Source organism: Bacillus cereus group sp. Sample62 (assembly GCF_036851315.1).
GTDB lineage: Bacteria > Bacillota > Bacilli > Bacillales > Bacillaceae_G > Bacillus_A > Bacillus_A wiedmannii.
Genome location: NZ_JAFLPK010000001.1, coordinates 2,935,183 through 2,948,951, shown reverse-complemented (window position 1 = coordinate 2,948,951; position 13,769 = coordinate 2,935,183). Strand labels below are relative to the sequence as shown.

Genomic DNA, 13,769 nt, shown 5'->3' with positions numbered 1-13,769 from the left:
GAATAGTAGGTATACTTAGTTTTTTGACTAAAGACGCCGCTTTTCAGCGGCGTTTCTGCGTGATTATGAAGTTGTTTAATTCTTATTGAACTAAAGCATCTGTTTGTTTAAGTGAATACATTCACATTTATAATGTCTCTCAAATATAATATCAGTTTATATATTTACGATTCTTCTCTAACAGGTTCAAGATAAATTGTAATTTGTTAAGCGATATGTTTGTGTAACCACTGTTTAAATATCTTTAACTATTCCTCAGTATGAAAGTAATGTTCACCTGTTTCCATGACTTCTAATTCACAACGATGTTTTTTTGTAAAATAGTTAATAGTTTCAAATTCGCACAGTTCATCCTTGGCTCCATACATAATATATGTATCTGTATTCCATTGAAAAGAATATATACCATATAACTTAGGATAGGAATATTAATTCGATTTAGTTTATAGATTATTTAACTTAAAAGCTGAAGTGGAAATGAAAGAAGCTGTAACAATCGTAGTAAAGGTGATTGTATTTATGAAGAGATATAAAAAGTTGTTAAAAAGTTTGCAAATGAACTTGTTAACAACTGTACGCAATAGAAATAAATTATCGCTGATATGTCACTGTTAAGAAGGTTATGTTTTAATAAAATAGCACAAATTTAAACCATTTAAGAATGTGAGTCTAAAATTTAATGTTAAATTAAACTAAAATCTAAGAAACAATTTGATTTATCTTTTTTAGATATAAATTAGTAATTAAAATTTGCATTTTTTTAATATAGTTAGTATGCTAACTATATAATTAGTACACTAACTATAGGGGGTTATATGAATAATTTAGGTTATTTATTACACAAGGTAAGTATAATGACGAAAACAGAATTATCAAATCAATTAAAAGAATATAAAATAACAGCTCAGCAATGGTCTGTGTTAAAGGATATATCTCTTTATCCAAATGGAACCACCCCTGCTATGATCGCTGAAAGGCTCTTGGCAGACCGCCCAACAGTAACTGGAATCATACAACGATTATTGCAAAAAGAATGGATTCTTATAAAACATAATCCTAAAGATAAACGGTCACATCTAATATTTTTAACCGATGAAACTAAGGTATTAATACAGGAAATAGAAAATGTGAGCGATGAAGTTATAAAAAGTGCTACAGCTAGTATTCCTAAAGAGGAAGTAGAAAATACAGTTCGAGTTTTGCAAAGTATGATTCGAAATTTACAAAAAAATAGAGGGTGATTACAATGATTTTAGTAACAGGTGCTACAGGGAATGTAGGAAAAGAGGTTGTAAAAGGACTAATAAAAAGAAATGCTACTTTCAAAGTCGCAACGCGCAGTAGAGAAACTGAAGGAGTATATTTTGATTTTGAAAATCCCTCATCTGTAAAGGCTGCTTTAACAGGTGTTACTAAATTATTTCTAATACGACCACCACATCTAGCTGATGCGAAAAAATATTTCCAGCCTGTTATAGATGCTGCAAAAGAAATAGGTATAAAACAAATTATATTTTTATCTTTATTAGGAGTAGAAAAAAATCCAATAGTACCTCATGCTAAAATTGAAGCTATAATAAAAGATTCTGGAATCCCTTATACATTTCTAAGACCGAGTTTTTTTATGCAAAATTTACTATCACAACATGGTGATGAATTAAGAAATGAAAATATAATCGAGGTACCTGCCGGCAAAGGGAAAACAAGTTTTATAGATGTACGAGATATTGGAGAAGTTGCAGCTAAGATATTAACTGAAGAGGGACATAAATTTAAAGCTTATTCTTTAACAGGAAATGAGGCATTAACATATTATGAAGTTGCTGCTATTATTTCAAAAATAATAAATAAACATATTGTCTATACAAACCCAAGTATATTTACATTTAGAAAAAGAATGGTTCAAAAGGGACTTAACAGTGACTTTATTTGGGTTATGATTGGAATATATACAACCGCAAAATTAGGATTAGCTAAGAAAGTCACATCAGATTTATCAAATTTACTAGATAGAAATCCAATAACTATGGAAAAGTTTATTTATGATCACAAAGAATTATTAATATAATAATGCAAAAGTAAAAGAGATACTTATGCACATAAAGAATCTATTATGTTTTAAGAGTAAGAAAGGATAACCATGCAAAATAAAATTATTGTTATGTTTCAAAAAGATTTTCGTTTATATGATAACCTAGCCCTATTTGAGGCTAATCAGTCGGGTGAGATCCTTCCAGTATATGTACAAGATGAAACTTTTTTAGTAGGAGGTGCTTCAAAGTGGTGGCTACATCAAGCTATAACAGATGTCCAAAAACAGATTGAAGCATTAGGCTCTACTTTGATAATTCGCAAAGGCAATACACAAGAAGAAATACTATCTCTCATAGAAGAAATGAATGTAAATGCTGTATATTGGAATGTTTGTTATGATCCGGAGAGATTAAAATATAATCAAAACATGAAAAAGGTACTTGAAGATAAAGGCATTACCTGTAGAGAATTTGATTCCCATTTGTTATTAGAACCTTGGATTATTAAAAAGAAAGATAACACAGAGTATAAGGTTTTTACTCCTTTTTATAATGCCTTTCAAAAGCAAGTAATACCTGAACCTATTAGTAAAGTGCAGAATTTAAAGGGGATAAGTCCTCTACCAGCAAGCTTATCTGTTTCAGAGCTAAACTTACTTCCAACTATACCTTGGACATCCCATATTGACTCAATATGGAATCCTACAGAAGAAGGGGCATACAAAATATTCAAACAATTTTTTTCTAATAAATTACCCTCTTATAGTGAAAGAAGGGATTTTCCTAATCAAAACGTTCATTCAATGTTGGCGCCTTACCTTTCATTTGGTCAAATATCAGTGAAGTTTATATATCATTATTTAACAAATAAAAGTATTGAAAGGCAATGTAGCCTTTTTGAAAAACAAGTTAATGGTTTTATACGTCAATTAATTTGGCGAGAGTTTTCTTATTATTTGCTATACCATTATCCGTTTACAGTATATAAGCCTCTTAATGAAAAATTCGAAAAATTCCCATGGAATAATGACGAGGAATTATTAAGAGTATGGCAGAAGGGGGAAACTGGTTATCCATTTATCGATGCGGGAATGCGAGAATTATGGCAAACTGGTTTTATGCATAATCGCGCAAGAATGGCCGTTGCATCTTTTCTTGTAAAACATTTATTAATTCCTTGGCAAGAAGGAGCAAAGTGGTTTATGGATACGCTACTAGATGCTGACATTGCAAATAACACAATGGGGTGGCAATGGGTTGCTGGAAGTGGAGCAGATGCATCACCGTACTTTCGTATTTTTAACCCGATTACACAAGGGGAAAAGTTTGATGAAAACGGAGAGTATATAAGAAATTGGATACCAGAATTAAGAGATATACCAAACAAATATATACATAAACCTTGGGAAGCATCTGAGCAAATTTTACAAAAAGCCAATATAAAGCTTGGTGATACATATCCTTTTCCGATTGTTGATCATAAGGCAGCACGAGAGAGAGCGCTTTGTGCATATAAAAATATGAAGGAATTTGTATAAAATAAACGAATCAATATAAATTTGATATGTAAAGGTTATAATTAAAAATATAAGAATGTCTATTTGCATATTAAATATAAAAATTTTATTCATTGAAAGAACATACGAATCATATAGAGTTTCTAAAACCTTCTATAAAAAGGAGAATGTTTATGAAAAAATCTAGTGTCATAGTATTCTTACTAACATATGGTTTGTTTTATGTTTCTAGTATTTTATTCCCTATTGATCGTATTTGGTATGATGCGTTAGAAAAGCCATCTTGGACACCTTCTGGTATGACGATCGGAATTATATGGGCTGTATTATATGGACTTATTGCATTGTCAGTTGCAATTATTTACAACAAGTATGGATTTAATCCAAAAACATTTTGGTTTTTATTCCTTTTAAATTATATCTGTAATCAAGCGTTCAGTTACTTTCAATTCAGTCAAAAAAATTTGTTTTTAGCAACAATAGATTGTCTATTAGTGGCTGTTACTGCATTTCTTCTTATCATTTATTCATTCCGCTTATCTAAAGTAGCTGGGTGGCTTCTAATTCCTTATCTGTTATGGACTACCTTTGCTACATACTTATCTTGGACAATTTATAGTATGAATTAAATGTGTAAATGAAAACTTGAGCATAATAAAAAATGCTCAAGTTTTTTATGTTTATTAGTCAATATATAAAAGTTGTGGAAATAAACAAACAAAGTTTAAGCTCAAGAAAATCTTTTTGTAATTAATTTTTGTTACTTAATTCTTCTATACATTCTTGAACAAGTGTGACCGCCTGACTCATGGTAGGGCCTCCGCCAAATGCAGCTGTTACTCCAACCGTTTCAAGGATTTCTTGTTCTGAAGCACCTTGATCCATACATCCCTTTGTATGATAAATGATACAATACTCATCCTGAGAATAAAGACTTATACCCAATGCAATCAATTGTTTTTCCTTCTTTGATAACTTACCATCTTTAAAGCATTCTTCTGTAAAAGAATTAAATTGTTCAGTAAGTTTGGGCATTTTTTCAGCAAATAAACTCAACCCATGTTTGTATTGTAATAGGGCAGTTTCAGTAGAATTTTTATCTTTATATTCCATTTTAAATTCAACTCCATATGTAGTATGTATTAAACAAAGGATAGTATGGGCGTAAGTAGTTTTAATTAATCATAATTGCAAAAAGAAAAATAGATAATAATTTTAAGCTTAAATATAAAATGGGAATACTTTAAATTATTTTTGGATAGTCAGTAAAGGACTTTGCATACTTAATTAAAAATATTGCATAAAAGAAGGCAGAAATTATTGGCGTCAAATAGTAAAGACATATAATTAAGATTGAAACATTCAACACAAGTTCTAGAAAAATATTGGAAATAAGACGTTTATTTACTAAGATCTTGATGTTAGATAAGGACAATAAACTAATAAAAATATTGAATTGAATCTTTCTTTACTGTCTATATTATTTTAATGATTGTAAAAAATTATTTATAGAAATCCTACATAATTTTACTTAAAAGAAAAATACTAATACCTGTTTTAGTACTTTACTTCTAAAACATTAAAACAAAATTACTAACTACGATATAAGGAGGCAATCACTGTGGATATTCGTGAAGGATTAATTCCAACGGCACTAGGTACAGCAGTGACAGCAGCAGGTTATGCTCTTAAACAAACTCGTGGAACTAATAAAATGATTGCAAATACAGTATTTGGATTTGGTTTAGCTCACGTTGTTTTAGGTGTAATTGATCTTGTAGAACATCGTCGTTAGAAGAGAAGGCAAGCATATATTAATGCTTGCCTTCTTTATAATTTAATCTTCCTTGTTTATTATCATTATTGAAATATGTATGGGAAATAAAGAATATATTGAAAATACTAAATATTTTTCGAATTCCTTTTTTGGGATGATCTTTATCTTCAATATCAGTTTCTGGCATTCCATACAATCCATTCATGGCTTGTTTTACAGGTTGAATTATAGGGTTAATAGCATTTGTTGTTATTTTTTGGAATAGTTATTCTTTTCCTTTTTAGAATGTGAAAAATTCAATTATATAAACTCCGAACATAAATGATTTTAAAAATAAAAGGCAATAAATAGAGTTTGGCAGATAAAAACATGGATTATCTGCCAGTTGAATGAAAGATTAATTGAGCTATTAGTGTAATAGCACATACGTAGTATGTCATTTTTTCTAGAAAGTATGCCAGGTGATAAAGATTAAATTTAGTAAGTATAGGAGATAGTTCATTCAATTTCTATCATATAAATCAATTCTTCACAAATTATATATTATGTAAAGTTGTAAGTATGTCATTAAGCGTCAACAACTGCTAAAAATGGCTGTTGAAAGTATGGGGATAAGTGGTATTGAAAATTTTACTGATTTAAGACTTAACCTGATAAAAACTAAAATCTTTCTAGTTAATGTATATAATAGATTACTTATAGAAGGAACACCTAATATTTCTTGTAGAACCTTTGCGGCTGCTGGATCTGGTTTAATAATATCAATTAATTCTTCTTTATAATAAAACATACTGTATAACTCTTTTTCTAGATAGTTAAAAATGGCTATTTTATCTAATTGATGTTGGTTTATTCCTTGAATTGATTAAGTTATTATTAATGTTATTTGTATATATTTATAATAATTTTGAGTGGCATTCAGAGGTGCTTATGCTACTAAAAATCTATTTGAATGTATTTCTGCACATTCTCTAGATAAAAGTAGCCTTTAATTCTTTGAAGATAAATTAAAACTAGCTAAAATTCATATTTTATATATTTTATTAGTATTAATCAGTAAGAAAGACATGTTGGTAAGGGAGAGAAATGAGATGAATCGAACTTATGAAGAAAGCGCATTATTTGAACATAAATTTTGGCTTAGAGTTCTTGGAGACCATGCACAGTTCCTTTTAGATGCATTAGCTCCAAAAGAAACTGGAGATATTCAAAGAGCTATATATTTTGTAGAGAAATTTGATGGGTTTTTAAGTCGTATTAATACTGTTAGTTTAATTGAATTTGCGAAAGATGTTAAACAATTGGCAGAAGAGATTAGGCAATTTAAGTTAAGTATTATACAAAAGCAATTAGAAGGAAAAATAGTTATTCACTTTACTCCAACTTTTATTAACCATATGGTAAATGAAGTAGAAGAGTATATAACCGTATTAAAGTATTTAATAAAAGGAGAAATACCCCCTGTTTTTCATGAACTACATTATCATCTTGTATGGTTAACGGATGCGGCTGGTCATGCTGGTTCAATTTCAGGTGAATTAGATCTTGTAGAGAAACGTTTGAAAGAGAAGAGTGAGATGTACGCCAAACACTTTGAACAGTTTTATTTAAAAGCTGTTGAAATGACGGGGTATTTACGTACAGAGCTTAAGCATTTTCCAGCTTTGAAGAAATTTACGCAAGATGTTTCATTAGAACTTAATTTATTTTCGCATTTTCTTCATGAAATAGAAGAGTTAGAATTATCAGAGCAAATATTAAGTTCATTATCCGCAAGAATGGCAGACCATATGGCAAGAGAAGAATGCTACTACTTACTAAAATTAGCACAATCATCTGGAGGAGAGATGCCAAAGTGTAATCCTCTTTAAGAGAAGGTAAAAAAAGCCACAATTATTTGGCTTTTTTTTCGTTTATTCCTCTTTTATTTTTTTCTTTCTGTTGTTTTACTTGTTCAATGCTAGCATTTAATGTTTCTATGATATTAATGATGTTTTTGGTTGGAGATATGATTTCGTTCTTTTCTTGTTCCTCAATTTTCTCTTCTATAAGATTAAAAAGCGCCTCTTTATATTCATCTGCATATTCTTCGGGTTTAAATGGAGTGGTAAGGTGATGAATTAGATTCATGGCAGTAGTTAATTCTTGTTTTTGTATTGGGTTTTCTTCAAACTTAGGAAGATCAGGCATGTTTTTTATATTTCGAATCTCATCAGGATAATGGATAGTCTGTAGAATAAGTCCTTCTTGAAAGCTACGAATAATAGCTAGATGCGGTTTCTTACGGATAGTAATATGAATAAGACCAAGTTTATTTGTTCTCTCTAATGATTCTTTTAGTAACAAATAGGGCTTTTCATTCCCATTGGTAGGACCAATAAAATAGGAACGATCGAAAAAAATTGAATCAATCTCATCATTTTGGATAAAAGATGAAATGCGAATAATTCGCGGCTCATCTTTTTTTTGTAGTGTTTCTAATTCTTTATCATTAATAATTATATATTTATGCGGCGCATATTCATAAGCTTTCACAATTTCTTCATCGCTTACTTCAGTTTCTGTACAATCAGGAGCAATCTTTTTATACTTAATTGGAGTAAGACATTCTTTATGAAGACTTAAAAATTTAATATCTTTTTCTTCGACAGCACTATACAGTCTCACACCGATACTTAACAAACCAAGTGAAAGAGAGCCTTTCCATACCGTATGCATTAAAACTTCTCCTTTCATAAAAAGAAAATGAATAGCTATATTATGAGGTAATAAGAAATATCATATGCATTCCTTATATTTTTTATATTTTGGGAGAGAATAAAAAAACTTTAAAAGGGAGGTTTCACCGATGCAATTAGCTACTCATGAGTTACGTGATTGAAGTGAATTAATTGCTGGCTGTTACAATACAATTAATACGATGAGTACATACATTCAGCAAGCACAAGATTTAGAATTAAAACGATTATTACAGCAACATTTTCCACTCCATGTGGCAGACTATAATTTTAAAATAGAATTTGTCCAAAGCCAGAGTACGCCCGATATTGAGCGTTTTCAGCCCTCTAAGTTAAATCCAGGGTTGGTTTCTTATGTAAAAGCACCTATTGAACAATATCCACCTGTTGTACCTAGTATAAACGGAGCACCTTCGAACGATCGAGCAATTGCTACGGGCTATCTCTTAAATCAAAAATCAGCTGCATTAAATTATGCCAGAGCTTTATTGGAATGTGCAAATCCAAATTTGAGGTCTTTTTTAGAAAAAACCTTTTTAAATAGTAGTAGACATGCGTATGATATTTGGCAATACATGGTGAAAAAAGGTTACTATCCATTATCACCAGCACCAGATGCTGAAATAAAAGCTATAGCACGCATTTATCAGCCTATTAATCAGCAATCACAATATTATAATCAGATTAATTGGATAAATCTGAACAGTAAAAATACTATTGTTCAGCTTTATTTTATAGAGGCAGTAATTAAAGATAACTAAGAGCTTCTGGCAAAAAGAAAGTATTTATAGGCTAGCCCTTAAAATGAGAAACTTTATTTCAAACTTAAATATATTTATTTTTTTAGTAAAAAAGATAAGATCTTGGATTTAATCTTATCTTTAGCACAAAAAACAACTGATATTAAGTAATTAACAAGGAGTCCTTTAAGGTTTCAAAATAACTTTTATACAATCGTCTTCACGATTATTAAATATTTGATAACCATAACTCGCTTCTTCATGGGGAATATGTGATACGAATAAAAAAGCAAGAGTAATTGTACCTGTGTCCTTTAGAGGAGAAAAATTTATGTTGTTTAGAACAACACACATAAAAAGAAAATCAGGTCATAATTATTGTTAAACGAAGTCTATGTAAATATATAAAAAGGGATAAGTAAAAAGTACTTATCCCAAGAAGGGAGATCCAAAACACCAAAATGGCTCGTATTAGTTGACAGGTGCAAAAGTAGTATATGTGAAATGAAAAATCTTATACAGAAAAACAGATAGCATTTTATTCTACCCGCCAAGTTTAGAAATTTATTCATGATTTCTCGAAAAGCAAAAGTACAGCCCCTGTTTATAGATATTGTTTTTAAAGGTGAGAAATTTATACGTAAAAACGGTAGACAAAAATTATCTATTTAATGAGATGGAGGTTTTGAAAAATAAATAGTCACACCGTTTTTATATAGAGGTGTGACTGGCAAGTTATGATTGTCTATTTATGTTGTACAAACTTTACCATTAAATTAGCAATTATATGTTGTTCCTGTTCATCAGCAACTTTCCAAAGCTCAGCTAATAATTTTTCTTGATCATTTCGCGCCTCTACTTCATTTGCTAAATAATCCCCTACACGGAATGCCATATCTGAAACAGCCTCACCAGCAATCCCTTTTCCTTCTGCTTGTTCTAAGCGCTCTCCTAAAAAGCTTTTCCATTGATCAAAATTGTCTAGTACTGACATAATTAATCACCTCACTATTAAGTAATAGATTCATACTTAATTTGTACAATTTCTTATTTTCTATGTGCAAATTTTTATTTTAACAATGTGAACCACCATTCAGCTCAATTAATTTGGTTATGGTGTAGCAAATTTAAGCTATTAGAAAGAAATTTTCAAACCTGGCAATATTGGTACTAATACTTAAAAAAGGTGTGTGCTCAGTATGAAAAAGAAAATTAAGAGTTTACCATTACTTTAAGAATACTTTAGTCCTGATGAGCGAAAGTTTATTTTGCTTCTATTCTTAAGTCGATGAGCAGATGGTACCTCACCATAGGGTTAATCATAAATGTAATCCAAAATGAAATTCTTTGTATTCGGTCCATCTCAAATAAGATTGCAATTATTAGAACCTAGATTCTCCTTGATAAAAGAAGACATATTTTTATGGAATATAGGAAAAAATTTAGAATGTATTACTTTACATATTGAAATTTGTCAAAAGAAAAGGTGATTGAATGGAATTTTCTAATGAAAGTATAGCTTATCATGCTGGAGATATTGTCTATATTTTTTACCGAAACCCCCATGCTCAAGATGTAGCAAATATACAAGCCGCAGCAGTTGTAAATAATCCTGAGAGACCAAATGAGTTAGCTTTATTTCTTTACGAAACTTATTATCCACTAACAAATGAGATGGCTGTTTATTCTACTGAGGAAGAGGCAAACCAAGCTTACACATACTATTATGGGGATACTTCAGAGGGGGTGTTAGAATGAACAACCCATTTATGCCTAAGCTTGTATATTTTGAACCCAAAGCATTAGATTATCCATTAGGGAAAGAGCTTTATGAGAAGTTTTCAAAGATGGATGTTGAAATTCGGCATACTACTTCCCACAATCAAGTAAGAGACCTACCAGGCGAAAACGATTTTCAAAAATATCGAGTAGCAAAATCTACTCTTGTCGTAGGGGTTAGAAAAACACTAAAATTTGATACTTCAAAGCCTTCAGCGGAATATGCTATTCCCTTTGCAACAGGGTGTATGGGACATTGTCATTATTGTTATTTACAAACAACGATGGGAAGTAAGCCATATATCCGTACTTATGTAAATGTTGACGAAATTCTAGAAGCTGCTGACAAATATATGGAGGCTCGTATACCTGAATTAACAAGGTTTGAAGCCTCGTGTACATCAGATATTGTAGGAATTGATCATTTAACTCATACTCTTAAACGTGCAATTGAGCATTTTGGAGAATCTGAGTATGGAAAGTTGAGATTTGTTACAAAATTTCATCATGTAGATCATTTGCTTGATGCAAAACATAACGGAAAAACTAGATTTCGCTTTAGTGTAAATGCTGATTATGTTATTAAAAATTTTGAGCCTGGGACTTCTCCGTTAGCTAAACGAATTGAAGCGGCAGGAAAAGTAGCCAGAGCAGGATATCCGCTAGGTTTCATTGTGGCTCCTATCTATCTTCATGAAGGTTGGCAGGAGGGATACTATCATATGTTTGAACGTCTTGACGCTGAATTACCCCTTGATGCAAGAGATGATATTACATTTGAATTTATTCAGCATCGTTTTACAAAGCCTGCTAAGAGGGTGATTGAAAAAAATTATCCTATGACAAAATTAGAATTAGATGAAGAGAGAAGAAGATATAAATGGGGAAAGTACGGAATTGGTAAATATATTTATCAAAAAGAAGAAGAAGAGGATATAAAAAATCATCTATATTCTTATATGAAAAAATTTTTTCCAAATGCAAAATTAGAATATTTTACATAATATAAATTCAGATTCTTAATATAAGAAGTGTAATTAAAAAATATGCGTTCAAAGGTCAAAATTACATGTATGTTCAATTAGCTTATTTATTAATTACATGCTAGTTGGAGCGCATCAATTTTTTAGGAGCATATAAATTTAAGTAATTACATTCATTCATAAAAACCTTGTTGCATATGAAGTGTAGCAAGGTTTTTATGAATTTGTTTAATACTTGTTTCACGAACGTTTATATTAGTTAATACTTTATTTTTTTAACCAACGTAAGACATATTATTTGTTTGGATTTAAAAACTCAAGAGCTTTGTAAAAAACTTGTTGGCCTGTTAGTGTATTCATTTTAAATTGAAATTCATGTGCCAACTCTCCAAAAACATTTTTATCAAAGAAAAACTTATCTACAGGTACTCCCTTACAATACATAAGCTAATGCTTTGGCTTGATCTTTGAATGATGCAGTATTTCCAACAGTAATAAATGTTGGTGGATAATCTTTTGTAACGTGTTTAAATATGGAGTCTATCTCTATTTAAGGGAATATTTTTCAAAATATGTAATACCGATTCTCATTTTTACATCTACATTAAATATAAAATGATCATCTCATATTATGTTTAGTATGGATATATTAAGAAAAAACATCCTGATTAGTCAATATGACAAAAATGTAATGTTAATGAAATGTAATTCAACTGACACTATGAATGAAATTATATAAAATAAATTACATAAATGATTAGGAGTTAAAGCATTCTTATAATGACAAAGGGGAAGTATACATGAGAAATATATTAAGTGTGGAAAAAATCGAGAAATATTACGGTAATAAAGATAATGTAACAAAGGCTATAGATAATATTAGTTTTAAGGTAGATTCGGGAGAATTTGTCGGGATAATGGGGCCTTCAGGAAGTGGCAAAACTACATTGCTTAACTGTATATCAACAATTGATCATGTTACTACTGGAAAAATAATAATAAATAATAGTGATATTACTCGGATAAAATCAAAATCACTAGATAAGTTTAGAAAAAAAGAGTTAGGGTTTATATTTCAGGTGATAAAAACTTTAAGTATATGTATAAGATAACTGGATTTGATAAAGACGGTAAAGAAAAAGAGTTAGAATTCGATGCTCAAAAAAACCTTCGTAAAGATGCATTCCTACGTGTCTACTACTCTGATGAAAAAGGTGTATCATCTTGGGAAGAAGTGGAGAAGGACGAGCTTCCTGCGAAAGTGAAAGAAAAATTAGCAGTAAAATAATGAAAATAAAAAGACTTCTAATATAGAAGTCTCATAATACCATTGTACGTTTAGATATTACAAAATCGTAATGTTAATGTAAAAAAATGAATCCTTCAATTGGAGGATTCATGATAAATTCATTATGTAATCAAGTGAAAGCGGAGGAATATTACTATGAAAAAATATTTAGGGATTTTTGTATTGTTTATAATTTTTTTTGCAGTATGGCAAAAAAGTGCACTAGTCGGTTTATATGAAAAGGCGACAGCAAAAGAATATTATGTGCAGATTCAAGGTAATGAAGATAAACAACAGCATCCAACAACAAATGAGTATATATTAAATGCATATAATAAAGATGGTGAAAAAGAAAAAATTACTTTTTCTTTATTTGATAAGAAGTCTGAAAAGTCCGTATTTCTTCGTGTAAATGTACTAAAATCAACAGATTCTGAAGGGAATCACTTCGTTAAGAATTACGAAGAAGTAAAGGAAACAGAACTTCCTGCGAAAGTGAAAGAAAAACTAGCTGCGAAATAATAAATATAAAAAGGATTTGGCCCTAAAGGTCAAATCCTTTTTTATTTTCAAAATCTTCTTCTGAAATGACTGTGAATCATGTACTTTCTTTCAAAATTTTTATTACTATAATGTACAGATATCGAAGATGGAAGAGGATATTATAAAATATCAAACTAGCGGTCGTATTCGTTCTATTGAATTGATTAAACCAAAACTTAATAAGTATAAGGAAATTAGAGATTCATTGAAAAATGAAATTGGGATTTTCGGTATGCCTAAACATAAACGTGAATATATAGGAGAGGAAAGAAAAATTGATGGTTAACAAACATCCGAATGATACAGAACATTTCAGAAGTTTTGTATGCTAGTCGAATTCCTGTACGTTAAGTGCAGGAATATTTCATTTA

The 13,769-nt window shown here is 30.1% G+C and carries 14 protein-coding genes and 6 pseudogenes; 13 read left to right on the top strand and 7 right to left on the bottom strand.

Features of this window, described 5'->3' with window-relative positions; translation table 11 throughout:
• Positions 1-248: 248 nt before the first annotated feature.
• Positions 249-389 (bottom strand): annotated as a pseudogene (locus tag J0835_RS15005) (alpha/beta hydrolase); the annotation flags it as partial.
• A 426-nt stretch (positions 390-815) separates the two neighbouring features.
• Here J0835_RS15005 and J0835_RS15000 point away from each other — a divergent pair.
• The 4 genes from J0835_RS15000 to J0835_RS14985 all read left to right on the top strand — a co-directional run bounded on the left by J0835_RS15000 (position 816) and on the right by J0835_RS14985 (position 4,179).
• Complete coding sequence (locus tag J0835_RS15000; protein WP_048560574.1) at positions 816-1,241, top strand: MarR family winged helix-turn-helix transcriptional regulator; 426 nt, start codon at positions 816-818, stop codon at positions 1,239-1,241.
• 5 nt (positions 1,242-1,246) lie between these two features.
• A complete protein-coding gene (locus tag J0835_RS14995) occupies positions 1,247-2,068 on the top strand; it encodes an SDR family oxidoreductase (RefSeq protein WP_087981115.1) in 822 nt (273 codons plus the stop codon).
• A 72-nt stretch (positions 2,069-2,140) separates the two neighbouring features.
• Positions 2,141-3,571 carry a cryptochrome/photolyase family protein gene (locus J0835_RS14990; protein WP_087981114.1) on the top strand — a complete coding sequence of 477 codons (1,431 nt, stop codon included), beginning with the start codon at positions 2,141-2,143 and terminating at the stop codon, positions 3,569-3,571.
• 152 nt (positions 3,572-3,723) lie between these two features.
• Positions 3,724-4,179 carry a TspO/MBR family protein gene (locus J0835_RS14985; RefSeq protein ID WP_087981113.1) on the top strand — a complete coding sequence of 152 codons (456 nt, stop codon included), beginning with the start codon at positions 3,724-3,726 and terminating at the stop codon, positions 4,177-4,179.
• Between the two features lie 121 nt (positions 4,180-4,300).
• Here J0835_RS14985 and J0835_RS14980 read toward each other — a convergent pair whose 3' ends face one another.
• Positions 4,301-4,663 (bottom strand): carboxymuconolactone decarboxylase family protein, encoded by a 363-nt coding sequence (locus J0835_RS14980; protein ID WP_087981112.1) that lies wholly within the window; start codon positions 4,661-4,663, stop codon positions 4,301-4,303.
• A 508-nt stretch (positions 4,664-5,171) separates the two neighbouring features.
• Here J0835_RS14980 and J0835_RS14975 point away from each other — a divergent pair.
• On the top strand, positions 5,172-5,345 hold the full coding sequence (locus J0835_RS14975; RefSeq protein ID WP_000354585.1) for a hypothetical protein: 174 nt from the start codon (positions 5,172-5,174) through the stop codon (positions 5,343-5,345).
• Positions 5,346-5,466: 121 nt separating this feature from the next.
• Here J0835_RS14975 and J0835_RS14970 read toward each other — a convergent pair.
• A pseudogene (locus J0835_RS14970) lies at positions 5,467-5,627 on the bottom strand (DUF4021 family protein); the annotation flags it as partial.
• Between the two features lie 409 nt (positions 5,628-6,036).
• Positions 6,037-6,117 (bottom strand): annotated as a pseudogene (locus tag J0835_RS29215) (manganese catalase family protein); the annotation flags it as partial.
• Between the two features lie 301 nt (positions 6,118-6,418).
• Here J0835_RS29215 and J0835_RS14965 point away from each other — a divergent pair.
• On the top strand, positions 6,419-7,198 hold the full coding sequence (locus J0835_RS14965) for a DUF2935 domain-containing protein (protein WP_087981109.1): 780 nt from the start codon (positions 6,419-6,421) through the stop codon (positions 7,196-7,198).
• Positions 7,199-7,220: 22 nt separating this feature from the next.
• Here J0835_RS14965 and ku read toward each other — a convergent pair whose 3' ends face one another.
• Positions 7,221-8,045 (bottom strand): non-homologous end joining protein Ku, encoded by an 825-nt coding sequence (gene ku, locus J0835_RS14960; protein ID WP_087981108.1) that lies wholly within the window; start codon positions 8,043-8,045, stop codon positions 7,221-7,223.
• Between the two features lie 172 nt (positions 8,046-8,217).
• On the opposite strand from ku, the gene J0835_RS14955 reads away from it, so the two are divergent.
• Positions 8,218-8,826, top strand: coding sequence for a spore coat protein (locus tag J0835_RS14955; RefSeq protein WP_242250107.1), 609 nt, complete (start codon positions 8,218-8,220; stop codon positions 8,824-8,826).
• A 724-nt stretch (positions 8,827-9,550) separates the two neighbouring features.
• Here J0835_RS14955 and J0835_RS14950 read toward each other — a convergent pair.
• Entirely contained in the window at positions 9,551-9,799 is a 249-nt protein-coding gene (locus J0835_RS14950) for a DUF3243 domain-containing protein (RefSeq protein WP_087981107.1), read from the bottom strand.
• Positions 9,800-10,299: 500 nt separating this feature from the next.
• Between J0835_RS14950 and J0835_RS14945 the strand changes: the two genes are divergently transcribed.
• Both J0835_RS14945 and splB read left to right on the top strand, forming a co-directional pair.
• Positions 10,300-10,563 (top strand): transcriptional regulator SplA domain-containing protein, encoded by a 264-nt coding sequence (locus J0835_RS14945; RefSeq protein WP_087981106.1) that lies wholly within the window; start codon positions 10,300-10,302, stop codon positions 10,561-10,563.
• Positions 10,560-11,588 carry a spore photoproduct lyase gene (gene splB / locus J0835_RS14940; protein WP_087981105.1) on the top strand — a complete coding sequence of 343 codons (1,029 nt, stop codon included), beginning with the start codon at positions 10,560-10,562 and terminating at the stop codon, positions 11,586-11,588. Before J0835_RS14945 ends, splB begins: the two co-directional genes overlap by 4 nt.
• A gap of 273 nt (positions 11,589-11,861) precedes the next feature.
• Here splB and J0835_RS14935 read toward each other — a convergent pair.
• Positions 11,862-12,117, bottom strand: a pseudogene (locus J0835_RS14935) (alpha/beta hydrolase); the annotation flags it as partial.
• A gap of 250 nt (positions 12,118-12,367) precedes the next feature.
• On the opposite strand from J0835_RS14935, the pseudogene J0835_RS14930 reads away from it, so the two are divergent.
• The 4 genes and pseudogenes from J0835_RS14930 to J0835_RS14915 form a co-directional block, all read left to right on the top strand.
• Positions 12,368-12,646, top strand: a pseudogene (locus tag J0835_RS14930) (ATP-binding cassette domain-containing protein); the annotation flags it as partial.
• A gap of 17 nt (positions 12,647-12,663) precedes the next feature.
• Positions 12,664-12,855 (top strand): annotated as a pseudogene (locus J0835_RS14925) (YxeA family protein); the annotation flags it as partial.
• 156 nt (positions 12,856-13,011) lie between these two features.
• The gene (locus J0835_RS14920) at positions 13,012-13,377 is read left to right on the top strand and encodes a YxeA family protein (RefSeq protein WP_087981103.1); all 366 of its coding nucleotides are present in this window, start codon (positions 13,012-13,014) and stop codon (positions 13,375-13,377) included.
• Between the two features lie 127 nt (positions 13,378-13,504).
• On the top strand, positions 13,505-13,684 hold the full coding sequence (locus J0835_RS14915) for a hypothetical protein (protein WP_240588613.1): 180 nt from the start codon (positions 13,505-13,507) through the stop codon (positions 13,682-13,684).
• Positions 13,685-13,769 lie beyond the last annotated feature (85 nt).